At 74.1% G+C, this 23006-nt stretch carries 22 protein-coding genes; 12 read left to right on the forward strand and 10 right to left on the reverse strand.

The window, feature by feature from the left end; translation table 11 throughout:
• Positions 1 to 25 precede the first annotated feature (25 nt).
• Positions 26 to 790 carry a helical backbone metal receptor gene (locus tag CRP39_RS24360; protein WP_097208984.1) on the forward strand — a complete coding sequence of 255 codons (765 nt, stop codon included), beginning with the start codon at positions 26 to 28 and terminating at the stop codon, positions 788 to 790.
• Between the two features lie 2 nt (positions 791 to 792).
• On the opposite strand, the gene CRP39_RS24365 is transcribed toward CRP39_RS24360, so the two are convergent.
• Positions 793 to 1254, reverse strand: coding sequence for a MaoC family dehydratase (locus CRP39_RS24365; RefSeq protein WP_097208985.1), 462 nt, complete (start codon positions 1252 to 1254; stop codon positions 793 to 795).
• Positions 1255 to 1328: 74 nt separating this feature from the next.
• Between CRP39_RS24365 and CRP39_RS24370 the strand changes: the two genes are divergently transcribed.
• The 3 genes from CRP39_RS24370 (at position 1329) to CRP39_RS24380 (ending at position 4701) form a co-directional block, all read left to right on the forward strand.
• Positions 1329 to 2483: a CaiB/BaiF CoA transferase family protein gene (locus tag CRP39_RS24370; RefSeq protein ID WP_097209038.1), complete on the forward strand. Its 1155-nt coding sequence runs from the start codon at positions 1329 to 1331 to the stop codon at positions 2481 to 2483.
• A 48-nt stretch (positions 2484 to 2531) separates the two neighbouring features.
• Positions 2532 to 3296: a crotonase/enoyl-CoA hydratase family protein gene (locus CRP39_RS24375; protein WP_097208986.1), complete on the forward strand. Its 765-nt coding sequence runs from the start codon at positions 2532 to 2534 to the stop codon at positions 3294 to 3296.
• Positions 3297 to 3408: 112 nt separating this feature from the next.
• Positions 3409 to 4701 carry an MFS transporter gene (locus tag CRP39_RS24380; RefSeq protein WP_097208987.1) on the forward strand — a complete coding sequence of 431 codons (1293 nt, stop codon included), beginning with the start codon at positions 3409 to 3411 and terminating at the stop codon, positions 4699 to 4701.
• 9 nt (positions 4702 to 4710) lie between these two features.
• Here CRP39_RS24380 and CRP39_RS24385 read toward each other — a convergent pair whose 3' ends face one another.
• From CRP39_RS24385 to CRP39_RS24400, 4 genes are all read right to left on the reverse strand, one after another.
• Positions 4711 to 5085 (reverse strand): ester cyclase, encoded by a 375-nt coding sequence (locus CRP39_RS24385; RefSeq protein ID WP_097208988.1) that lies wholly within the window; start codon positions 5083 to 5085, stop codon positions 4711 to 4713.
• A gap of 63 nt (positions 5086 to 5148) precedes the next feature.
• The gene (locus CRP39_RS24390) at positions 5149 to 6390 is read right to left on the reverse strand and encodes an acyl-CoA dehydrogenase family protein (protein WP_097208989.1); all 1242 of its coding nucleotides are present in this window, start codon (positions 6388 to 6390) and stop codon (positions 5149 to 5151) included.
• Between the two features lie 72 nt (positions 6391 to 6462).
• Positions 6463 to 7293 (reverse strand): IclR family transcriptional regulator domain-containing protein, encoded by an 831-nt coding sequence (locus CRP39_RS24395; RefSeq protein WP_097208990.1) that lies wholly within the window; start codon positions 7291 to 7293, stop codon positions 6463 to 6465.
• A gap of 70 nt (positions 7294 to 7363) precedes the next feature.
• A complete protein-coding gene (locus CRP39_RS24400) occupies positions 7364 to 8851 on the reverse strand; it encodes an amidohydrolase family protein (protein ID WP_097208991.1) in 1488 nt (495 codons plus the stop codon).
• 242 nt (positions 8852 to 9093) lie between these two features.
• On the opposite strand from CRP39_RS24400, the gene CRP39_RS24405 reads away from it, so the two are divergent.
• The 6 genes from CRP39_RS24405 (at position 9094) to CRP39_RS24430 (ending at position 14735) form a co-directional block, all read left to right on the forward strand.
• Positions 9094 to 10308, forward strand: coding sequence for a CaiB/BaiF CoA transferase family protein (locus tag CRP39_RS24405; RefSeq protein ID WP_097208992.1), 1215 nt, complete (start codon positions 9094 to 9096; stop codon positions 10306 to 10308).
• Entirely contained in the window at positions 10305 to 11144 is an 840-nt protein-coding gene (locus CRP39_RS24410) for a citryl-CoA lyase (RefSeq protein WP_097208993.1), read from the forward strand. The genes CRP39_RS24405 and CRP39_RS24410 overlap by 4 nt, the downstream gene beginning before the upstream one ends.
• Positions 11137 to 12000 (forward strand): DODA-type extradiol aromatic ring-opening family dioxygenase, encoded by an 864-nt coding sequence (locus CRP39_RS24415; protein WP_097208994.1) that lies wholly within the window; start codon positions 11137 to 11139, stop codon positions 11998 to 12000. Before CRP39_RS24410 ends, CRP39_RS24415 begins: the two co-directional genes overlap by 8 nt.
• A gap of 31 nt (positions 12001 to 12031) precedes the next feature.
• Complete coding sequence (locus tag CRP39_RS24420) at positions 12032 to 12391, forward strand: hypothetical protein (protein WP_097208995.1); 360 nt, start codon at positions 12032 to 12034, stop codon at positions 12389 to 12391.
• A gap of 12 nt (positions 12392 to 12403) precedes the next feature.
• Positions 12404 to 13387 carry a quinone oxidoreductase family protein gene (locus CRP39_RS24425; RefSeq protein WP_097208996.1) on the forward strand — a complete coding sequence of 328 codons (984 nt, stop codon included), beginning with the start codon at positions 12404 to 12406 and terminating at the stop codon, positions 13385 to 13387.
• A 142-nt stretch (positions 13388 to 13529) separates the two neighbouring features.
• Positions 13530 to 14735, forward strand: coding sequence for a cytochrome P450 (locus CRP39_RS24430; RefSeq protein WP_097208997.1), 1206 nt, complete (start codon positions 13530 to 13532; stop codon positions 14733 to 14735).
• Between the two features lie 36 nt (positions 14736 to 14771).
• Here CRP39_RS24430 and CRP39_RS24435 read toward each other — a convergent pair whose 3' ends face one another.
• Both CRP39_RS24435 and larA read right to left on the reverse strand, forming a co-directional pair.
• Entirely contained in the window at positions 14772 to 15914 is a 1143-nt protein-coding gene (locus CRP39_RS24435) for a glycerate kinase (RefSeq protein ID WP_097208998.1), read from the reverse strand.
• A 17-nt stretch (positions 15915 to 15931) separates the two neighbouring features.
• Positions 15932 to 17221, reverse strand: coding sequence for a nickel-dependent lactate racemase (larA, locus tag CRP39_RS24440; protein ID WP_097208999.1), 1290 nt, complete (start codon positions 17219 to 17221; stop codon positions 15932 to 15934).
• A 315-nt stretch (positions 17222 to 17536) separates the two neighbouring features.
• Here larA and CRP39_RS24445 point away from each other — a divergent pair, with 315 nt between their 5' ends.
• Positions 17537 to 18730 (forward strand): acyl-CoA dehydrogenase family protein, encoded by a 1194-nt coding sequence (locus CRP39_RS24445; protein ID WP_172442624.1) that lies wholly within the window; start codon positions 17537 to 17539, stop codon positions 18728 to 18730.
• 65 nt (positions 18731 to 18795) lie between these two features.
• Here the strand turns inward: CRP39_RS24445 and CRP39_RS24450 are convergent, their stop codons facing one another.
• From CRP39_RS24450 to CRP39_RS24460, 3 genes are read right to left on the reverse strand one after another with little or no spacing between them, the layout of a single operon-like run.
• Positions 18796 to 19617, reverse strand: a complete 822-nt coding sequence (locus CRP39_RS24450; protein ID WP_097209001.1) for an SDR family NAD(P)-dependent oxidoreductase — start codon at positions 19615 to 19617, stop codon at positions 18796 to 18798.
• Positions 19614 to 20675, reverse strand: coding sequence for a zinc-binding dehydrogenase (locus tag CRP39_RS24455; RefSeq protein WP_097209002.1), 1062 nt, complete (start codon positions 20673 to 20675; stop codon positions 19614 to 19616). Before CRP39_RS24455 ends, CRP39_RS24450 begins: the two co-directional genes overlap by 4 nt.
• Positions 20672 to 21478: an alpha/beta fold hydrolase gene (locus CRP39_RS24460; protein ID WP_172442625.1), complete on the reverse strand. Its 807-nt coding sequence runs from the start codon at positions 21476 to 21478 to the stop codon at positions 20672 to 20674. The genes CRP39_RS24455 and CRP39_RS24460 overlap by 4 nt, the downstream gene beginning before the upstream one ends.
• Before the next feature lie 308 nt (positions 21479 to 21786).
• On the opposite strand from CRP39_RS24460, the gene CRP39_RS24465 reads away from it, so the two are divergent.
• Complete coding sequence (locus CRP39_RS24465; protein WP_143426753.1) at positions 21787 to 22977, forward strand: sugar ABC transporter substrate-binding protein; 1191 nt, start codon at positions 21787 to 21789, stop codon at positions 22975 to 22977.
• Positions 22978 to 23006: the final 29 nt, after the last annotated feature.

Here is a 23006-nt window from a genome sequence, read left to right on the forward strand (position 1 = left end):
ATGGCCATTTCTGCCACTGGCGACCGTGCCGGCTGATGACCTCGGGACGGCGGTCGACCTGCCGCGGGCGCCGCGGCGGGTGGTCTCGCTGGTGCCCTCGCTCACCGAGGCGCTGGCGGTCACCGTGCCCGAGCGGCTGGTGGGCGCCACCGACTGGTGCACCCACCCGGCCGGCCTCGACGTGCCCCGGGTGCGGGGCACCAAGAACCCCGACCGCGCCGCGATCGAGGCGCTGGCGCCGGACCTCGTGGTCGCCAACCAGGAGGAGAACCGGCGCCTGGACGTCGACCGGCTGCGCGCGGCGGGTGTCCCGGTGTGGGTGACCGTCATCGAGTCGGTCGACCAGGCCCTGGCCTCGATGCGGCGGCTCTTCGACGAGGTGCTCGACGTCGGCGAGCCGGGGTGGCTGACCGCGGCGGCCGACGTCTGGGCCGAGCCGGCACCGGGGAGGGGGCTGCGCGTCGCGGTCCCCGTGTGGCGGGACCCGTGGATGGTCGTGGGCGCCCGCACCTTCACCGGCGACGTCGTGGCCCGCCTCGGGCTCGTCAACGTGTTCGCCGGATCCGACGACCGCTACCCGGCGGTGGCGGTCGAGGCGATCGCCGCGGCCGGGCCGGACGTCGTCGTCCTCCCCGACGAGCCCTACGAGTTCACCGCGGACGACGGGCCCGAGGCCTTCCCCGGCACCCGCACCGCGCTGGTCTCCGGCCGCGACCTCACCTGGTACGGCCCGTCGCTGGCCCCCGCCCGGGCCCGGCTGCTCGAGGCGATCGGGGCGATCGGGACGTGACCTCAGGCGGGGCGGGCGCGGACCAGGTTCATCGCCACCATGCTCAGTGCGACGACCCCGTCCTGGTTGAGCAGCTCGATGCGGGTGCGCAGCAAACCCCGGTCGGGCTTGGAGCGCGACAGGCGTGCCTCCTCGACCGTCGTGCGCAGGGTGAGCTCGTCGCCGGGCCGCACCGGGGCGGTCCAGCGCAGCTCGTCGATGCCGGGGGAGCCGAGGCTGGAGACGGGGGAGAGGTACTCGTCGGCGAACAGCCGCATCATCAGCGCGCAGGTGTGCCAGCCGCTGGCGATCAGCCCGCCGAACGGGCCCGCGGCCGCCGCCCCGGGGTCGACGTGGAAGGGCTGCGGGTCGAAGCGCCGACCGAAGTCCACGACGTCGGCCTCCGCCACCCGCAGGGGGCCGTGCTCGGTGGTCGTCCCCGGCACGTAGTCCTCGAACCAGCGCTCGCGCCCCTGTCCGCTCACGGGCCCGAACGTAGGGCACCGGGACCTCCCGCGCGTCCCGGTGACCGTGGTCACAGGTTGCTAGCGTGATCGGCGTGCAGCCGCCCTCCGGCCCCCTCGCCGGCATCCGCGTCGTCGAGCTGGCCGGGCTGGGTCCCGCCCCGTACGCCTGCATGCTGCTGGCCGAACTCGGGGCCGACGTCGTCCGGGTCGACCGCCCCGGCGGCGGCACGCAGCTGGTGCCGCCGGCCAGGGAGGCGCTGCACCGCAGCCGCCCGTCGGTGGCCGTCGACCTGAAGAGCCCCGACGGCCGCGACGTCGTCCTCCGGCTGGTGGAGTCCGCCGACGTGCTGGTGGAGGCCCTGCGGCCCGGCGTCATCGAGCGGCTGGGCCTGGGCCCCGACGACTGCCTGGCCCGCAACCCCCGGCTGGTGTACGCGCGGATGACCGGCTGGGGCCAGGAGGGCCCCCTGGCCGCCCGCGCGGGGCACGACATCAACTACCTCGGGCTGACCGGCGCCCTGCACGCCATCGGGACGGCGGACAAGCCGATCGCCCCGCTCAACATCGGCGCCGACTTCGGCGGCGGGTCGATGTTCCTGCTCGTCGGGGTCCTCGCGGCGCTGCTGGAGCGGGGCACCAGCGGGCAGGGTCAGGTCGTGGACGCGGCCATGGTCGACGGGGCCAGCTCCCTGGTCACGATGGTCTACGGGATGCTCGCCGCCGGGATGTGGCAGGACCGCCGCGCGGTGAACCTGCTCGACGGCGGCGCCCCGTTCTACGACACCTACGCCTGCGCCGACGGCCGGCACGTCGCCGTGGGGGCGATCGAGCCGCAGTTCTACGCGCAGTTCCTCGCCGGCCTCGGCCTCACCGGGGACCTGCCCGGCGGCCAGTTCGACGTCGCCCGCTGGCCCGAGCAGCGGCAGGTGATCGCCGGGGTGTTCGCCACCCGCACCCGCGACGAGTGGACGGCGACCTTCGAGGGCACCGACGCCTGCGTCACCCCGGTGCTGGGCCTGACCGAGGCCCCGGCGCACCCGCACCTGGCCGCCCGCGGCACCTTCGCCGACGTGGACGGTCACCCCCAGCCGGCCCCGGCGCCCCGCTTCTCCCGCACGCCCGCCGCGGTGCGCGGCGCCCCCCGCCCCCCGGGGCGGGACACCCGGACGGCGCTGCAGGCGTGGGGGATCCCGGGCGACGAGGTGGACCGGCTGCTGGACTCCGGCGCCGTCGTCCAGGCCGACTGACCCGGCCCCCGAGGTCGGCGACACGCAGACGACTCCCGAGGAGGTCCGGTGGCGGACGAGGTACTGGTCGATCGGCGCGACGGCATCCAGGTCATCACGATCAACCGGCCGGAGGCGAAGAACGCGCTCACCCGGGCGGTGGCCGAGGCCGTGGCCGCCGCCGTCGACGAGCTCGACGCCTCCGACGAGCTGCGGGTCGGCGTCCTCACCGGCGCCGGCGGCACCTTCTCCGCCGGGATGGACCTCAAGGCCTTCCTCCGGGGGGAGACCCCGGCGATCGAGGGCCGCGGCCTGTGCGGCATCACCCAGACCCCGCCGCGCAAGCCCTTCCTCGCCGCCGTCGAGGGGTGGGCGCTGGCCGGCGGGTTCGAGCTGGTGCTGGCCTGCGACCTCATCGTCGCCGCGGAGGACGCCCGCTTCGGCGTCCCGGAGGTCAAGCGGGCCCTCGTCGCCGCCGGCGGCGGCGCACTGCTGCTGTCGCGGCGGGTGCCGCCGAACGTGGCGATGGAGATGCTGCTGACCGGCGACCCGCTGGCCGCCCCGCGCGCGGCCGAGGTGGGGCTGGTCAACCGGCTGACCCCGGCCGGCGGCGCGCTGGACGGCGCCCTGCAGCTGGCCGCGACCATCGCCGCCAACGGCCCGCTGGCGCTGGCCGCGACCAAGCAGATCGCCCGGGGCAGCGCCGACTGGACGACCGAGGAGGGCTGGGCCCGGCAGGCCGAGGTGCTTGCGCCGGTGTTCGGCAGCGAGGACGCCCGCGAGGGCGCCACCGCCTTCGCGGAGAAGCGGGCGCCGGTCTGGCGGGGCCGCTGACCGGGACGGTGCGAGGACGTCGTCCCCGTGCCGGAAACGGTGTCGGACCGGGGACCACCGCGGTGGTAGACCGGCAGGGTGCAGGCCGACGGTCTGCCGGGACGAGGGAGCCATGAGCGCGGAGACCACGCCGGACACCGGGATCGCCGCCGCGGAGCCGGCGGCCACGCGACCCATGGGCGCGCTGGCGATCCTGCGCATCGGCGGCTTCCTCGTGTTGTACCTGAACGCCGCGGCGGTCTTCCTCGGTGTCATGGGGCAGGCGATCGCGCGGAGCTGGCTCGCCTTCGAGCTCACCGGCTCCAACGCGGCCCTCGGCGGGGTGCTGCTGTCCTTCGGCATCGCGCTGCTGATCGCCACACCGTGGGGCGGGGTGGCCGCCGACCGGCTGCCCAAACGCCTGGTGCTGCAGGTGTCGGTGCTCGTGCTGGCCACCTCCAGCGCATGGATCGGCCTGGCGGTGGTCTTCGACGTCATCCAGTACTGGATGCTGCTCGGCGCCGGCGTGCTCCAGGCCGTCGGCTTCGCGCTGTTCAACCCCGCCCGGATGGCGTTCCTCTCCGAGTTGGTGCCGCGCGGGTCGGTGCCGCAGGCGGTGTCGTTGCTGCTGGTCAACGCCGAGGTGAACCGGGTCGTCGGCCCGGCCCTGGCCGGCGTCGTGGTCGGGACGGTCGCCTGGGGCACCGAGGCGGTCTTCCTCGCCAGCGCCGGGCTCGCGACCGTCGGGCTGCTGCTCACCGGCGCGCTGCCGCCGGGCCGTCGCCGCGGGGAGCCGTCGGACCGCTCCCCGTTCGGCGAGCTGGCCGACGGCGTCCGCTACGTCCGCCGGCACCCCGAGCTGTCCGCGCTGACCTGGTGCGGCATCGGCGTCACCATGTGCGGGATGCCGTACCTGGCGTTCATGCCGACGATCTCCAGCGACCTGTTCGGGCTCGGCTCGGTCGGCTACGGCGTGCTGTCGGCGACGTCGGCCGTCGGTGGCGTCACCGCGGGTCTGCTGCTCGGGCGGCGATCGTCGCGGGCACGGGAGAACCGGGTGTTCGTCGTGTCCGGTGCTCTGTTCGGCCTGGCCATCTGCGGCCTGGCGGTGTCGCCGAACGCCGGCGTCGCGCTCGTCGTCCTGCTGGTGGTCGGCGGGTCGATGCTGGCGTTCCAGACGACCAACCAGTCGCAGCTGATCGCGCTGTCGGACATGGAGTACCACGGCCGCGTGCAGTCGCTGATCATGCTCAGCTTCGGCGCCTTCGGCATCGCGGCGCTGCCGCTGGGCCTGCTCGCCGACGTCATCGGGCTGCGCTGGACCCTCACCGGGATGGGCGTCGGCGTCCTGCTGTTCGTGCTGCTCTTCGTGCTCGTGAGCCGGCGCCGCGTGGGCCGCGCCCAGCGGCTGCGCGACCTCGGCTGACCGCCGCGGTCAGCGCCAGTCGACGCCCGGCAGCGTCGCGCTCCAGGACTCCACGATCCGGCCGTCGGCCACCCGGTGCACCACGAGCCAGGTGACCACCGAGGTGTCCCCGGTGTCGAGGTTCACCCCCGTGGTCGTCGCGCGGGTCCACACCCGGTCCTCGGCGGTGACCTGGTCGTCGACGGTCGTCGCCGGGTCGTGCAGCAGTTGCCAGGAGTTCGCGACCTCGCGCTTGAACTCCGCGCGGGTCAACGAGCGGGTGCCGGTGGAGGAGTGCCGGACGTAGGGCTCGCCGATCAGCTCGTCGATGACGCCGAGCTCCCGCCGGTTCCACAACCCGTCCCAGTACCGCCGCACGATCCCGGTCATCGCCTGCTGGTCCACGAGGCCGGATCGTAGAGGCCCGTCCCGGCCCCGCCCCGAGCCGGCTCGGGGCGGGGGCCTCCGTCAGTCGACGACCACCCGGCCCGGGGGCAGCAGCGGCTCGCGCTTGAGCTCGGTGCGGGCGATCGACCTCAGGTGCACCTCGTCCGGGCCGTCGAACAGCCGCATCGCCCGGTGCCAGGCGTACATGGCCGCCAGCGGCGTCACGTCCGTCATGCCGGCGCCGCCGTGCACCTGGATGGCGCGGTCGATGACGCGGGTGGCCGCCCGGGGCACGGCCACCTTCGCCATCGCCACGAGGTCCTTGGCCGCCTTGTTGCCCTCGGTGTCGATCACCTGGCAGGCGCGGTGGCACAGCAGCCGGGCCTGCTCGATCTCCAGCCGGGACTCCGCGATCGACTGCTGCACGACGCCCTGGTCGGCCAGCGGCCCGCCGAACGCCGTCCGCTCCTGCGCCCGCGCGCTCAGCAGGGCCAGCGCCCGCTCCGCCGCGCCGAGGGCCCTCATGCAGTGGTGGATCCGGCCGGGGCCCAGCCGGGCCTGGGCGGCGGCGAACCCGCCACCCTCCTCGCCGACCACGTTCGTCACCGGCACCCGGACGTCGTCGAAGCGCACCTGGGCGTGGCCGTGCTGGTCGTGGTGGCCCAGGACCGGGTAGTCCCGGACGACGGTCACGCCGGGCGTCTCCCGGGGGACGATGACCATCGACTGCTGCCGGTGCGTCGGCGCCGAGGGGTCGGTCTTCCCCATGAGGATGAACAGCGCGCAGCGCGGGTCCATCGCGCCGCTGGTCCACCACTTGCGCCCGTTGATGACGTACTCGTCGCCGTCCCGGGTGATGCGGGTGCCGATGTTCGTCGCGTCGCTGCTGGCCACGTCGGGCTCGGTCATGGCGAACGCCGAGCGGATCTCCCCCTGCAGCAGGGGCTCCAGCCACTGCTTCTTCTGCTCCTCGGTGCCGAGCAGGTGCAGCAGCTCCATGTTCCCGGTGTCGGGGGCGGCGCAGTTGATCGCCTCGGGCGCGAGGTCCAGGCTCCACCCCGACAGCTCGGCGATCGGCGCGTACTCCAGCTGGGTCAGCCCCGACTCCGCGGGCAGGAACAGGTTCCACAGCTCCCGCTCGCGCGCCTTCTCCTTGAGCCTCTCGACCACCGCCGGCACCTCGTGTCCGTCGGGGCCCGCCTCCCGCCGGGCGGCGTGGTACTCCGCCTCGGCCGGCAGCACCTCCTCGCGCATGAACACGACCATCCGGTCGTAGAGCTCGCGGGCGCGGGCGGAGGGCGGGGGCAGCTCGTTGTGCGACATGGCATCTCCTGTCGGACCGGCGGGGGGCTCCACCTCGACCGTAGGGACTCCCGCTGCCGCCCGCGCGGGGGGTCAGGCGCTCGCGGTGCCGCCGTCGGTCGCCCGGTGGAGGTCGAGGTGCGGGCGGGACTGCCAGACCGCCCACTCCGCGCTGACGTCCCCCGCGGTGCGCAGCAGCTTGGGCAGGTGCTCGCCGAGCAGGTGCTCGGTGGAGGTCTCCGCCGCGTGCACGGTCACGTTCATGGCCGCCCGGACCGCGCCCGACGCGTCACGGACCGGGACGGCGACCGAGCGGACCCCGGGTGCGAGCTCCTCGTCGGCCAGCGCCCAGCCCCGGGCCCGGACGCCGACCAGCTCGTCGCGCAGCTGCTCGGGGCTGCGGCCGATGTAGGCGGGCAGCCCGGCGCGGCTGGGCTGGGCCAGCGTCACCTCGAGCTCGTCGGGGGAGAGGGCGGCCAGCAGCACCTTCCCCTGCGACGTCTGCACCGCCGGGAACCGCGTGCCGATCTCCACGCGCAGGGTGATGAGCTTGGGCACCGACACCCGGGCGACGTAGACGACGTCGGAGCCGTCCAGCTGCGTCATGGACGACGACTCGCCGGTCTGCGCGACCAGGGCCTCCAGGTGCGGCCGGGCGATCTCCCACAGCCCGAGCGCCCCCACGTAGGCCATGCCGAGGGTGAGCACCTTCGGCGTGAGCTGGAAGGCGTGGCCGACCGACCGGACGAAGCCGAGCTCCTCCAGCGTGAGCAGCAGCCGGCGCGCCGTCGGCCGGGCCAGCCGCGCGGCCGCGGCGACCTCCGACAGCGTCATGCTCCGGTGGTCGGCGTCGAAGCAGGCCAGCACGTCCAGCCCGCGTGCCAGCGCCTCGACGAAGTCCGGTCCGGTCCCGCGTCCCGCCATGGTGTCTCCCCCTCCGTCGGTCGACGGCGCCGCGGGGAGGGCGGACGGCCCTCCCCGCGGCGCCCGGAGCTCAGCGTCCGAGGACGCGGTCCTCGCCGCCGGCCCGCTTGGACTCGTCCTTGAAGTCGCTGTACTGGTACGGGTTGTCGAGGATGTCCGCCTCGGCCTCCGGCTTGTCGGGGAACATCCCGGCCTGCCACGCCTCCTCGCCGATCTCCGCGCGCAGGAAGTCGATGGTGTTCTCGATCTCGCGGCGCACCGGGGCCAGGTCGATCCCGACCAGCTTGCCGGCGTACTTCACCACGCGGCCGTCGACCACGACGGTGTGCACGTCGGAGCGCTGCGCCTGGAACACGACGTGCCCGAGCGGGTTGAGCAGCGGGAAGGACACCGGGGAGTCGTCGTTCTTGACGAGGACGAGGTCGGCCTTCTTGCCCGGCTCGAGGCTGCCGAGGTCGGAGTCGCGGCCGATCGTGTGCGCGCCGCCCCGGGTGGTCCACTCGACGACCTGCTGCGCGCGCAGGCGCAGGTGGGTGATCGTCTCCCCCTTGAGGTGCGCGGTCAGGTGCTCGGACATGCGGTCGGCGTTGAGCGTCGCCCGCATGGCGGAGAACATGTCGCCGCTCCACCACACGCTGGTGTCCATCGACAGCGACACCGGGATGCCGTACTGCAGCACCTGCTCGGTGGGGGCGTGCCCCTGCCCGGCGCTGCACTCCGACTCCGTCGCCACCGAGATCGACCCGCCGGTCGCGGCGATCCGCTGGTAGGAGTCCCGGGTCAGCGTGGACGCGTGGACGTAGGTGGTCTCCGGCGTCATGAACCCGTTGTCGTACATCTGCTGGATGCCGGTGTCGCTCGTGGCACCCCAGACACCGGCGTGCGTGGTCACCGGGAGGCCGAGGTCCCGGGCCACCTCGAAGGCCGCCTTCTCCGGGAACGCCGGGTCGCCGGTGACGTCGAAGGCGATCTGCACGCCCATCATGTCGTCGCGGGCGTCGCGCAGCCGCTCGAGGAACGACCGGACGGCGGGGTCGGCGGTCCACTCCCAGGGGCCGGCCTGGATGTTGCCGTAGGCGAGGACGAACCGGCCGGGCACCGACCGCAGGGCGTCGAGGGCGGCCTCGGCGTGGTCGACGGAGTGCAGGTTGTGCGACCAGTCGACGGTGGTGGTGACGCCGGCGTCCAGGGACTCGATGGCGGCCAGCCGGTTGCCGGCCGCGATGTCCTCGGGTCGGAACTTCTTGCCGTGCTCGAGGTAGTACCAGACGAAGTACTGGGTCAGCGTCCAGTCCGCGCCGTAGCCGCGCATCGCCGTCTGCCACATGTGCCGGTGCGTGTCGATCATCCCGGGCATGACGACGCCGCCGGACGCGTCGATCTCCTGGGTGCCCTCGGGCACCTCCAGGCGCGGGCCCACGGCGGCGATCCGGTCGTCGACGACCAGGACGTCGGCGTCGGCGAGCACCGTGCAGGCGTCGTCCATGGTGAGCACGGTGCCGCCACGCAGCACCACGGGGCGTCCGGCCACCGGGACCGGGCCGTCGGAACTGGTCATCGTCTCCTCCTCGAGACTGGCAACCGAGTGCGGACCTGCGTCCGTATACCGGTCAGGACGTCGAATCGAGTCACCCTCGCGCCGCCTCGGGGAGACTGTCAAGACAGCTGCACGCCATGGCCGCCCCGTCTCGCAACACCGGCCATCGCTTGACAGTGACGAGGGCAACGCCAAGACTCGGGACGCGGTGTGCGGACCAGCGTCCGCATGCCGGTCGCTGGGCGATGAGAGGGGCTTGGCCGATGACCGCACACGCGCTCCCACCGGGCGCGACGCCGGGTGGCGGGCCGCTCTCGGGCCTGCTGGTCGCCGACTTCTCCCGGGTGCTCGCCGGGCCCTACGCCACCATGCTCCTCGCCGATCTCGGCGCCGAGGTGGTCAAGGTGGAGAGCCCCGCCGGTGACGACACCCGCAGCTGGGCCCCGCCGGTCCGCGACGGCGTCTCCACCTACTACCTGGGCGTCAACCGCAACAAACGCTCGATCGCGCTGGACCTCAAGGACCCCGACGACGCCGCCGCCGCCCGCGAGCTGGCCCGCCGGGCCGACGTGGTCATCGAGAACTTCAAGCCCGGCGGGCTGGCCCGCTTCGGTCTGGACTACGAGACCGTCGCCGAGGGCAACCCCGGCGTCGTCTACGCCTCGATCAGCGGCTTCGGCAGCGGCCCGCAGGGCCGGTCGCTGCCCGGCTACGACCTCATCGTGCAGGCCATCTCCGGCCTCATGAGCCTCACCGGCGACCCCGAGGGCGAGCCCTTCCGCGCCGGCATCTCCGTCTTCGACGTGATGGCGGGGCTGCACGCGACCATCGGCGTGCTCAGTGCGCTCAACGCCCGGCACGCGAGCGGGCGGGGCCAGCACGTCGAGGTCAACCTGCTGGCGTCGGCGCTGTCGGGCCTGGTCAACCACTCCAGCGCGTACGTCGCCGGCGGCGTCGTGCCGTTCCGCATGGGCAACAGCCACCCCAGCCTGTTCCCCTACGAGCCGCTGCCGTGCTCCGACGGCGACCTGATCATCACCGCCGGCAACAGCGGCCAGTTCCGCAAGCTGGTCGGGGTGCTGGGCGTGCCCGAGCTGGCCGACGACCCCCGCTTCCTGCGCAACGAGGACCGCACCGCCAACCGCGACCAGCTGCGGCCGCTGCTGGTGGAGCGGCTGCGCACCCGGACCAAGCAGGAGTGGTTCCGCGACATCATCGCCGCCGGCGTGCCGTGCGGGCCGATCAACACCGTCGACCAGGGCGTGGCCTTCGCCGAGGAGGTCGGGCTCGACCCGGTCGTGACCGTTGGGGAGGGCGCGGCCGCCGTCCCGTCGGTGCGCAACCCGATCACCTTCTCCGACACCCCCGCCGACTACCGACTGCCCCCGCCGGGCCTCGACGAGCACGGCGCGGAGATCCGCGCCTGGCTGTCCGCACCGGTGGCCGGGAGCCCCGACGAGGTGGAGGGCACGGCGTGAGCGACGACGGCCGGCCCCGGTACGACACCGCGCTCGGCGCCTCCAGCCTGGAGAGCATCACGCTGCTGGGCTCCGACCTCGCCCGCGACGTGATGGGCGAGGTCGGCTTCGGGGAGCTGGCCTTCTGGCTGGCCACCCAGCGGCGTCCGTCGAGGGGCGAGACCCGGGTCTTCGAGGCGGTGCTGGCGGCGCTGGCCGACCACGGCTTCACGCCGACCGCGATCGTCACCCGGCTGACCTACCTCTCCGCCCCGGACTCCGTGCAGGGGGCGCTCGCGGCCGGCCTGCTCGGCGGCGGCTCCCGGTTCCTGGGGGTCACCGAGGACTGCGGCCGCTTCCTGCACGACGTCCTCACGGGCGTGGACGGCGACCTGCCCAGCGACGACGCCGGATGGGACGCCCTCGCGCTGGAGACCGTGCAGGCCCAGCGGGCGGCCCGACGCTTCGTGCCGGGGCTGGGCCACCACGTGCACAAGCAGGGCGACCCGCGCACCCCGCGGCTGTTCGAGATCGCGGCGGAGGAGGGGCTGTACGGCCCCCACCTGTCGCTGTTCGCGGCGATCGGCCGGGTGCACCCCCAGGTGCTGGGGAAGACGCTGCCGCTCAACGGCGCCGGCGTGTGCGGGGCGGCGCTGGCCGACCTCGGGCTGCCGCTGGAGCTGCTGCGCGGGTTCGCCCTGCTGGCGCGCACCGCGGGTCTCATCGGTCAGCTGGCCGAGGAACTGCGGCACCCTGTCGGCAACGAGATCTTCCTGTCGGTGGACCTCAACAACCGGTCCGTCGCACCCGACCCGTACACCCCAGACATCGACGCCAACGGAGGTCGGCATGGCTGAAGTCGCCGCGGTCATCGCGTCCACGCACCACCCCTTCTACTACCGGGCGAGCACGTCGACCGGCGCGGACCGGCCGCCGTTCGCTGACGAGTGGGTCGCCAAGATCGAGCGCTTCCGGGAGACGCTCACCCGGGCCGAGCCCGACGTGCTGGTGATGGTCGGCAGTGACCACTTCCACCAGCTGTGGCTGGACAACATGCCCCAGTTCCTCGTCGGCAAGGCGCCCTTCTTCGACGCCAACTGGTACAACGAGGAGCGCGAGTTCGGGCTCCCGCGGATGACGCTGAAGGGCGAGGAGGAACTCGCCGCGCACATCCTCCGCGACGGCCTGGACCGCGACTTCGACCTGGCGTTCAGCAACGAGCTGCGGATCGACCACAGCATCACGTGCCCGATCATCACGCTGCGGCCGCAGGCGGACCTGCCGATCGTGCCGATCTACACCAACATCTTCGCCCCGCCGCTGCCGCAACCGAAGCGGTTCGTGCAGCTGGGCCGGGCGATCCGCGAGATGGTCGAGTCCTGGGAGAGCGGCAAGCGGGTCGCGATAATCGGCACCGGTCACCTGTCGCTGGAGCTCGGCGGCCCCCGCCAGTTCGGCGAGCACGGCCCCGACCCCGAGTTCGACCGCAAGGCCGTCGAGTGGATCGCCAGCGGTGACATCGAGGGCTGCCTGGCCGAGGTGAGCCTGGACAGCCTGCACAGCCCGGGGAACGCCACCCACGGCTTCATGGACTTCATGCTGATGATGGGCGTCGCCGGCGAGGGCCGGAAGGCCGACCACGTCGACACCCTCGACCTGTTCCACACGATGGAGGCCTACTTCACCTGGTACCCCAACGGGGCACCGGCCTGAGGCCGCGGACGGCGAGAACGGAGACCCACGCGTGAGCAAGTACCTGCTCGACAAGTTCCTCTACACCGTGGACCGCGACCCGGAGCTGGTCGAGCGCTACCGGGAGGACCCGGCCGGCACGGTGGAGTGGTGGGAGGCCGAGATGGCCAACAGGATCCTCAACGTCATCGACGCCGAGAAGACGACGTGGCTGTCGTTCACCGAGGACGAGCGGAAGGCGCTGCGGGAGCACGACCACGTCACCCTCTTCCAGATGGGTGCGCACCCCTTCCTCACCCTGACGCTGTTCATCGCGATGTTCGAGCGCGACCACGGCCCGCTGGAGTACCAGAAGGCCTACGGCAAGGCGATGGAACACATCTCCATGCCGTACCCGGACATCTCCACCTGAGGGAGCACCGCCGTGCGGGCCGCCGTCCTGACCACCCTCGGCGCGCCGCCCCGGCTCGGCACCCACCCGGCGCCCGAGCCCGCCGCGGGTCGCACCCTCGTGCGGGTGACCGCGGCGCCGGTCGTGCCGCTGGACCTGCTCTGCGCCTCGGGCACCTCCTACTTCGGCCGTCCGGCGACGCCGTACGTGCCCGGGGTGCAGGGCGTGGGCGTCGTCGAGCAGTCGGGGGCGCACCCGCCCGGCAGCCGCGTCTGGTTCGCCACGTCGGCCGGGATGGCGCCCGGTGACGGCAGCCTCGGCGAGTTGTGCGCGGTGCCGGATGCCGACGTCGTCCCGGTGACTGCCGACGTGCCCGACGTGCTCGCCGCGGCCCTCGGGCTCTCCGCCGTCGCCGCGTGGATGGCGCTGACCTGGCGCGGGCGGTTCCGGGCCGGGGAGCGGGTCGTCGTGCTCGGCGCTGGCGGCGCGGTCGGCCAGGTCGCCGTCGGTGCGGCGAAGCTGCTCGGCGCCGCCCGGGTGGTCGGCGTGTGTCGGCCGGGGGAGTCGGCGGAGCGGGCCCGCCGCGCCGGCGCCGACGAGGTGGTGCCGACGTCGGCCGACGCCGACGACCTCGCCGCCCGGCTGGGCGCGGCCACCGACGGCGCGGCCGACGTCGTCGTCGACCCGGTGTTCGGGACGGCGGCGACGGCGGCCGCCCGCGTGCTCGCCCCGTTCGGCCGGCTGGTCAACATCGGCGGGGCCTCCGGTGACGAGGCGCGGTTCTCCTCCGCGGTGCTGCGCAGCCGCAGCGCCGAGGTGCTCGGCTACACCAACAACGCGCTGACCCCGGAACAGCGGGCCGCGGCGCTGACCGACGTCCTCGGGCACGCCGAGCGAGGGGCGCTGTCCCTCGACCACCTCGTCCTGCCCCTGGCCGAGGTGGAGCGTGGCTGGGCGCTGACCGCCGAGGGCGGCTGCGGGCGCGTCGTCCTGGTCCCCGGTACGCCGGCGGACTGACGCCCGGCCCGCCCTCCCGCCGTGCGGTTGTGGCCCTTGACACACCGCGCGGAGCTCGGGCATCGTCGCGCTGTCCGCGACGCGGACAACTGTCCACTACCGCAGTCGTGCGGCCTCGCGCGTTGGAAGGACCTCCCCGGACATGACCACGACCGCCCCGACCTCGGCCCCCACCTACGACGGGGACATCTTCACGGACGAGGCGCTGCTCGAGCCGTACGAGGACTACCGGGCCCTGCGCGAGCTCGGGCCCGCGGTGTGGCTGTCGCAGCACGCCGCGTACGCCGTGGCACGGTACGACGAGGCCAAGGCCGTCCTCATGGACGGCGACACCTTCCGCTCGGCCAACGGCATCGCGCTCAACGAGCCGGCCAACCAGGCGATCCTCGGCTGCACGCTCGCCAGTGACGGCGAGCTGCACGCGCACCTGCGCCAGGTGGTAGCCCACCGGCTGACCCCGCGCGCGCTGCGCCCGATGAAGGACACCGTCACCGAGAAGGCTGAGGAGCTCGTCGCCACCCTGGTGGAGAAGGGCTCCTTCGACGCGGTCGCCGACCTCGCCCGGGCGCTGCCGCTGTCGATCGTCCCCGACTTCATCGGCTGGCCGCAGGAGGGCCGCGAGCACCTGCTGCGCTGGGCCGGCGCCAACTTCGACTCCTTCGGGCCGATGAACGCCCGCACCGAGCGGGCGCTGCCGCAGTGCGGCGAGATGGCCGCCTACGGCGCCGAGATCGTCCGCACCCGCAACGTGTCGCCCGGCAGCCTCGGCGCCGGCGTGCTGCAGGCCGTCGACAGCGGGGACATCTCCACCGAGCAGGCGATGATGCTCATGCTCGACTACCTCGCCCCGTCGCTGGACACCACGATCAGCGCGGTGGGCAGCGCGGTCTGGCTGTTCGCCCAGAACCCCGACCAGTGGGACCTCATCCGCAACGACCCCGGCCTGATCCCCAACGCCGTCAACGAGGTCGTCCGGATCGAGTCGCCGATCCGCTCCTTCGGCCGGCTCACCAGCAAGGACACCCGGATCGGGGACGTGGAGGTCCCCGAGGGCTCCCGCGTGCTGGTCATCTACGCCTCGGCCAACCGGGACGAGCGCAGGTTCGACCGGCCCGACGAGTTCGACGTCACCCGCGCCAACGCCGTCCACCAGCTCGGGTTCGGCATGGGCGAGCACGGCTGCGCCGGCGCGGGCCTGGCCCGCATGGAGACCGAGTCCCTGCTGCGCGCCCTGGCGCCGCGGGTCGCCCGCTTCCACCTGCAGGGCACCGAGCGCGCGCTGAACAACCTCATCCGCGCCTTCGGCCGGGTCGACGTCACCGTCGACCGCACCGCAGCGGAGGCCTGAGGCCCCGCACCGAGCCCCCTGCCGCCGGCAGGGGGCTCAGTGCCGTGCGCGCAGGTCCTCGCCGATGCGCCGGCCCACGGTCTCCAGCAGGGCGGCGGCCTCGGTCATGCAACGCTCCGGGTCCGGCTCGAGGTCGGTGAGTGGGTGGGTGGCGCCCAGCCCGGCGGCCCGCGCCTCCTCCGGGCTGATCAGGCTCCGCCCCACCGCCGCCACCACCGGCGTCCCGACCTCGTGGGCCAGCGCGGCCAGCCCGATCGGCCCCTTGCCGCGCAGGCTCTGGGCGTCCAGGGAGCCCTCGCCGACCACCACCAGCGCCGCGCCGCGCACGGTGTCGGCGAACCCGGTGAGGTCCAGCAGCAGTCGCACGCCGGGGGTGAGCCGGGCACCCAGCACGCTGGACAGGCCGAAGGCGATGCCGCCCGCGGCGCCGGCGCCGGGCTCCCCGCGCCGGTCGGCCCCGGTCGCGGCGGCGACGACGTCCGCCCAGCGAGCGAGAGCGGCGTCGAGGGTGGCCACGGCGTCGGGGGTGGCGCCCTTCTGGGGGCCGTAGACCGCCGCGGCGCCCTCGGGTCCGGTCAGCGGGTTGTCGACGTCGCAGGCGACCACCAGTTCGGTCCCGGCCAGCCGCGGGTCCAACCCGGACAGGTCGAGCCGGTCCGCGGTGGCCAGGACGGCGCCGCCGGGTGGGACCTCGGCGCCGTCCGCGGTCAACACCCGGGCCCCCAGGCCGACCAGCGCTCCGGCGCCGCCGTCGGTCGTGGCGCTGCCGCCGACGCCGAGCACGACCCGCCGCGCCCCGGCGTCGAGCGCGTCCGCGACCAGCCGGCCCACGCCGAGGGTGGTGGCGTGCAGGGCGGTCCGCTCGGTGGGTCCGGGCGGCGGAAGCAGTCCCAGGCCGGCGGCCGCCGACATCTCGGCCACCGCGGTGTCCCCACGCACGGCGTAGCGGGCCGCCACAGGCTGCCCGAGCGGGCCGGGCACCTCGCAGGTGCGCGGCGTGAAGCCGTGCGCGAGCACCAGGTCCACGGTGCCCTCGCCGCCGTCGGCGATCGGTGTCTGGACCAGCTCGGCGTCGGGCAGGGCGCGCCGCAGGCCCCGGGCCAGTGCGGCGGCCACCTCCGCTGCGCTCAGCGAGCCCTTGAACTTGTCGGGGGCGAGCACGATCCGCGGCCCGGTCATCTCCGGTGTCTACCCGGTCAGCCGGCCAGGTAGGGGATCGTCTGCGGCCCCTCGGGGAGGTAACAGACCCGGGCGCCGGGCCCGTGCCGGCCGACGGCGTCGTCGATCGCCCCGGCCAGGTCGGTCGCCGGCACCAGGTGCGCGGCCCGCACCTCCTCGGGCGGCAGCCCGGAGCAGTACAGCTGGACCTCGGCCGTGGCGAGGATGCGGGCCAGCACCTGCACCTGCCACTGGTCGGGGACGCTGAACCCCGGGGAGTTGATGAGGTCCAGGAGGCCGGCCGGGTCCGGTGCCGCCGCGAGCACCTCGGCGAAGGAGCCGTGCGCGGGCAGCCCGTCGGCGCACTCGGCCGCCACGACCACCGTCCCGCCGGGGCGCACGACCCGCTCGGCGGCGGCCATGCCCTTCACCGCCTGGTAGAGGTTCTGGTCCAGCGGGAAGCCGGAGTTCGTCGTCACGACGACGTCCATCGGGTGCGGGACGGCGCGCATCGCGGCCGCGCGGGCGAGCTCGCAGGCGCGGACGTGCATGGTGAACAGCTCACCGCACACCACGTGGGTGATCCGCTTCGCCCGGTCCAGCAGCACGTCGAGGGCGAGGTCGGGCGGAGCGGCCGCGGCGCAAGCCCGGATGTCCCGGTGCACCGGGTTGTCCTCGACCACGCCCCAGGTCGCCTTCGGGCTGCCGATGCGGGCGGCGTCGTGCAGCACCATCACGGTGTCCAGGCCCGCCAGGCCGGGCGCGACCATCTTCGGGCCGCCGCTGAAGCCGGCGAAGAAGTGCGGCTCGACGAAGCCGGTGGTGATCCGCAGGTCGGCGGCCAGCCACCGCGAGTTGAGCTCCAGGGGCACGCCGTCGCCGACCGTGCCCAGCGAGGTGAGCGAGGAGCGGTCGCGGGCATCGTGGTTGACGAGCTCGCACCGGCTCATCACCTCTTCGCCGAGCATGGCGCGCAGCTCCTCGGGGGTGTTGCCGCGGTGCGTGCCGGTGGCCACCAGGACGACGACCTCGCAGCCACGCACGGCGCCGTCGATCTCCTCCAGCAGGGCGGTCAGCATCTGCTCGCGCGGCTGGGCCCGGGTGCCGTCGCACACCGAGACGGCGATCGTCATGCCGTCGCGGACCATCGCCGCCAGCGGCGGAGTCCCGAGGGGAGCGCGGAGGGCCGCCCGCAGCGCGGCGGCGGGGTCGGGGAGCGCCGGGTCGTCGTGCGGCGTGACCACGAGGGCGCCGTCGTGGAGGGGGACGTCGACGGTGCCCCGGCCGTAGGCGAGGGACACGACCGGAGCCGCCGGTCCGACCGTCATCGCTGCACCGTCTCCCACCCCGCGTCCGTGTGCCGACCGGTCGTACGGTGCTGTCGGCCGCGAGGCGTGTCAAGTTCGCGGACCGGGGTCCCGATCCGGCCCCCGGTCCGCGACATGTGTCTCTTGACACACCGGCGCGACGCGCCGGAGACTTGCTGCGGATGGTTGTCCGTCAGACGGACACCGGCAGCTGGGCCCCCGGTTCACTGCCGGCCCGGAACGGACGGCCCCTGCGCAGTGGCCCGCCTCGCGAGGCCACCGACGTCCTGCTCCACCCGACCCGCACGAGCCTCGCTCAGCAGAACAGGAGCCACCATGACGACGACCGCACCCGACCAGGCCCTCGCCTCCTCGGGCGGCGTGGAGCCGGCCGACCTGGTCGCTGCCGCCCGAGCGCTGCAGCCACTGGTCCGGGAGAGCGCGGCCGCCAACGAGGCAGCCGGGCGGCTCGTCGACGCGGTCGACGACGCCCTGCACGAGGCCCGCCTGTACGGCATGTGGACCCCCCGCGAGCTGGGCGGCGCCGAGTGCGACCCGCTCTCCTCGCTGGAGATCGTCCAGACGCTGGCAGCGGCCGACCCGTCGACGGCGTGGGTGCACATGGCCGCCTCGCTGGCCATCGGCACCGGCGGGGCCTACCTGCAGGACGCGGCCGTCAAGGAGATGTTCTCCGGCGAGCGCCTGCCCGTCGTGGCCGGCCAGGGCACCCGCCCGGGCACCGCGAAGACCGACGGTGACGGCTTCCGGCTCAGCGGCGACTGGAGCTTCGCCTCCGGCATCAAGCACTCGCAGTGGATCCACACGCTCGGCATCATCGAGGAGACCGGCGAGCCGCGGATCTTCGTCCTCCCGGTCGAGAAGGCCGAGCTGATCGAGACCTGGGACGTCATGGGTCTCAAGGCCACCGGCAGCATCGACTACAAGATCCGCGACGTCTTCGTGCCCGAGACCTTCACGCACCTCGGCCCGGTCGAGGAGGGCCGCCGCGGCGGCTGGATCTTCAAGCTCGGCATCATGCACTTCGCCCTCATCGGCCACTCGGGGTGGGCGCTGGGCGTCGCGCGCCGGATGCTCGACGACCTCTCCGAGCAGGTGCGGGGCAAGGCCGGCCGGGCCGGGTCCATGGCCGAGAGCACCCGGTTCCACGCCATCTACGGCGAGCTCGAGGCGAGGTACCACGCCGCCCGTGCGTTCGTGTACGAGGTGTGGCGGGAGGCGACCGCGACGCTGGAGAACGGCGGCGAGCTCGACTCCGACCAGCGCACCCGGCTGCGGCTGGCGCTCTACAACGCGACCTGGACCGCGGAGGCCATCAGCGTCGAGGTCTACAAGGCGGCGGGCACCTCGGCGCTGCGCACCGGCGCGATGCAGCAGTACTTCCGCGACATGCACGCCGGCACCCAGCACGTCACGTCGGCTCCGCACGTGCTCGAGGGCTGCGGCAAGTTCCTCGCCGGGCTGGCCCCGGACCACACCTGGCTCTACATGAACCTCGTGCCCAAGGGCTGAGCCGAACCGACGACGGAGGGCCGGACCGGGATCTCCCGATCCGGCCCTCCGTCGTCAGGGGGGCGTCAGAAGACGCCGGCGAGCGTGCCGCCGTCCACCGGGTACACGGCGCCGGTCATGAACGACGACGCGTCGGAGGCGAGCAGGACCGCCAGGCCCTGCACCTCGCGCGGGTCGCCCATCCGCTTCAGCAGCACCGTGTCGGCCCACGCCTGGTCGATCGCCGGGTCCTTGGGCCCGCGGCCGCCGATGTTGGTGTGGAACGGGCCGGGGGCGATGCCGTTGACCCGGATGCCGTCGGGGGCGAGGTCCACCGCGGCCTGGCGCACCAGGTTGGCCAGCGCGCCCTTGGAGGCGCTGTAGCCGTAGCCGACCATGGCATCGGCCCGCAGCCCCGCCGTCGACACGGTGACGACGACGGACCCACGGCCGGCCGGGCGCATCACCCGGGCCGCGGCGCGGACGGTGGCCAGCGTGCCCACCAGGTTGACCGCGAGGGCGCCGTCGAAGGTCGTCCAGTCCAGGTCGTAGAGCCGGCCCTCGGGGCTCTGCACCGACGGCCCGCCGGCGATGCCGGCGTTGGCGAACACCGCGTCAAGCCCGCCGTGCTCGCGGGCGGCCTCGGCCACGGCGGCCTCCACCTGCGCGGCGTCGGAGACGTCGCAGACGCGGGTGCCGACCGTCCCGCCGGCGGTGGTCAGGGCCGCCGCGCTGCGCGTCAGCTCCGCGCCGTCGACGTCGAGCATCGTCACCGCCGCACCGCTCTGCAGCAGGCCCTCGGCGATCGCCAGGCCCAACCCGCTGGCCGCGCCGGTCACCAGGGCGTGCCTGCCGTCCAACCGGAGCCGGTCAGGCAGGGGGCGCGGGTCGGGCGCGGGGGAGCTCATGCGGGGTCGTCCCCTCGGGGGTCGGAGCGGGTGGGGTCGCGCAGGTCGACGAGCACCTTGAACGCCAGGCTGGTGCGTTCCTCGAGCAGGTCCAGCGCCACGGCCGCCGTGGCCAGGGGCACCCGGTGGCTCACCAGCGCGTCGACGGTGGCGGTGTTGCGGCGCACGAGGTCCGCGGCGGCGGCGAACTCCGCGTAGGTGCAGCAGCTGACGCCCAGGACGTCGAGCTCCTTGATGGGCAGCGGGCCGGGGCTGGTGGGCGCCGAGGCGGCGGTCATCCCGACGACGACGACCCGGCCGCCGTGCCCGGCCAGCTCCAGGGCGGTGCCGAAGACGGCGGGGGCGCCGGTGGTGTCGACGACGACGTGCGGCCCCTCGGGCCCGGCGAGGTCGGCCACGGCGGCGGCGAGGGCGGGGGAGTCCGGGGCAGCGGTGGCGAAGCCGATCGCGGCCAGCAACTCCCGGCGGGCGGGAACAGGGTCGGTGACGAGCACGGCGGCGCCGCGGTCGCGGGCGGCCAGCGCGCAGGCGACGCCGATCGGCCCGCCGCCCAGGACGACGACGGACTCCCCGTCGGCCACCCGCCCGCGGGCCACGGCGTGCACGGCGATCGACACCGGCTCGACGAGCGCGGTCTGCTCCGCGGTCAGCCCGGTGGTCACCACCAGCGCGCCGGTGTCGACCAGGAGGTGCTCCTGCAGCGCGCCGTCCCGGTGGACCCCGAGCAGCTGCAGCCGGCTGCAGACGTTGACCCGGCCGTCCCGGCAGGGCCGGCACTCCCCGCAGGGCAGGACCGGCCAGACCGCCACCCGCTCGCCCACGGCCGGTCCGCCGGCGGGGTCGGCGACGGCCACGACGGCGGAGAACTCGTGGCCCTGGACGCGAGGGAGCAAACCGTCGTGGGACGGGCCCAGATCGGCGTGGTAGAGGTGCAGGTCGGAGCCGCAGATGCCGACGGCCTCCACCCGCAGCAGGGTCTGCCCCGGCCGCGGAGGGCCCGGCTCCGGCCGTTCGACCAGCCGGATGGTGCCCGGGCCCTCCGTGACCGCGGCCCTCATCGGGCGGTGGCGTCCGAACCGGCGAGGAAGCCCAGCACCTCGGCCGCGACCTCGTCCGGCCGCTCGTGGTGCAGGCCGTGCCGGGTGCGCGGCAGGTCGCGCAGCTCGGCGCCGGGGATCGCCTTCGCGTAGGCCTCGCTGTGCGCCCGGGGGACGATCACGTCGATCTCCGCGGCGATCACCAGGGCGGGGCAGCTTATCCGCGGCAGCCGCGCCGGGAGCTCGGGGTCGTGCAGGTACGGGTCCCGGGCGAAGCGGGCGAAGGCGGCCATGTCCTTCTCCGTCTGCGCGATCTGCTCCGGCGTCGGCGGGGCGGAGAGCGCGGCCTCGACGAGGGCGTCGTCGTAGAACAGCGCGCGCACGAGGTCCGGCGGGGCCATGGAGAACAGGTCGGCCGGCGGCGCCTCGGGCACCGAGAGGCCGGCCGGCGCCATCAGCACCAGGTGCTCGACGCGGTCGGGGATCGTGCTGGCCAGCTCCGCGGCGGTCCAGCCGCCGAAGGACGCTCCGACGAGGTCGAAGCGGTCGACGCCCAGGACGTCCAGCAGTCGCAGGTAGTGCTGCACGAGGTCGGCCATGGTGGCGACCTCGGGCAGCTCGTCGCTCAGGCCGAACCCGGGGTGGTCGGGGGCGATGAGGTCCACCGCCTCCGACATCCGCTCGTGGAACGGCTCCCAGTTGCCCGCACCGCCGGCGGCGTGCAGGAAGAGGACCGGGCGGCCCGAGCCCTTGCGGAACAGGCTGATCTCCCCGGAGCCCATCGGCACCCTCGTCGGCGTCGGGACAGCTGCGGGAACGGTCACGGGAACTCCTGCCTCGAGACGTGAACGGACAATCGTCCGCCCGGGCCAGCACCGTGACGCATGACACGTCGCGGTGTCAACGTCGCCACGGGCTGCGGTGGCCATCTGGGCCCCGGACCGCGGAGGGGAGTTGACCGGCGCGCGGCAGGGGGCGCAACGGACAACTGACCGCCAGACGGTTGACAAGGAATGTGGCCGCTGTCACTGTTCCGCCACCACCACGACGCCCGGCCCGCTCCCCGCGGCTGCCCGGCGGCCCGTGTACGGCGATCCCCGCAGCTGTGCGACCCCGAGAAGAGGACCACTCCATGGCTCATCGCGTGATCCGCTCGCCGCGCTCCCGGCGGCTGGCCCTGCCGGTCGCCGCGGCGGCCCTGGTCCTGACCACCGTGGCGTGCGCCCCCACGAGCAGCAACGAGGGCGCCGCCGACAGCGGCGCCGAGGCCGTGGTGTCCGACGAGACCCTCGACCAGCTGCGCGCCGACGTCGAGGAGGCGATGGCCGTGCCGGAGTTCGAGCCGCAGGGCGAGGCGTTCTCGGTCGCCCCCTTGGCGGGCAAGAAGATCCTCTCCATGCCGGTCAGCAGCCAGCTCGAGGGCTGCGACCGGATGGCCCGCACCGTCGTCGACATCGCCAAGAGCGTGGGCATGACCGACAGCACGTACTTCCAGAACGACGGCGGCCCGCAGGCGTGGGTGCAGGGCATGAACCTGGCGATCAACCAGGGCTACGACGGTGTGGCGCTGGTCTGCGGCATCGACCCCGCCGCGCTGGCCCCGCAGATGGAGGCGGCGAAGGCGGCCGGCATCCAGGTGGTCGACATGCACCTGTCCGACGTCTCGGAACCGCCGTCGGACCTCATCGCCGGGCAGACCAACGGCCAGTTCAACCGGTCCATGGAGCTCGGCGTGGCGCAGGCCCTCGTCGAGTCCGAGGGCCGGCCGATCGACGCGCTGGTCATCACCTCGAACGAGAACCCGCCCTCGATCGGCATGGAGCAGACGGTCAAGGACCAGTTCGCCGAGCTGTGCGGAGACGACTGCGGCGTCGAGTCGATCAACATCCCCATCCCCGACTACGCCACCGAGCTCACCAGCGCCGTCTCCTCGGCGCTGGTGGCCAACCCCGACATCCGCGCGGTCTTCACCGTGTTCGACGCCCAGACGCCGTTCGTCCTGCCGGCCATCCAGTCGTCCAACGTCGACGCGAAGACCTACGCCTTCGGCGCCGACCGCACGTTCGTCGCGCTGATGACCGACCCGGAGAACCCGATGGGCACGGACATGGGCCCGAACTTCGACTGGATGGCCTACACCGGCGCTGACCAGCTGTTCCGCGTTCTCGCCGGCCAGCAGCCGATCCCGTCCGACGAGGCGTTCTCGCCGTACCGCCTGTGGACGCCGGAGAACGCCGAGGAGGTCAACGGACCGAACGACGGCTTCGGGGACGCCTACGTCGAGGGCTACCGCAGCCTCTGGCTGGACGCGCCCGCCGTCTGAGCGGACGGGAGGCCCCGGGCACGCCGCCC

It is taken from the genome of Geodermatophilus sabuli (genome assembly GCF_900215145.1).
Lineage (GTDB): Bacteria > Actinomycetota > Actinomycetes > Mycobacteriales > Geodermatophilaceae > Geodermatophilus > Geodermatophilus sabuli.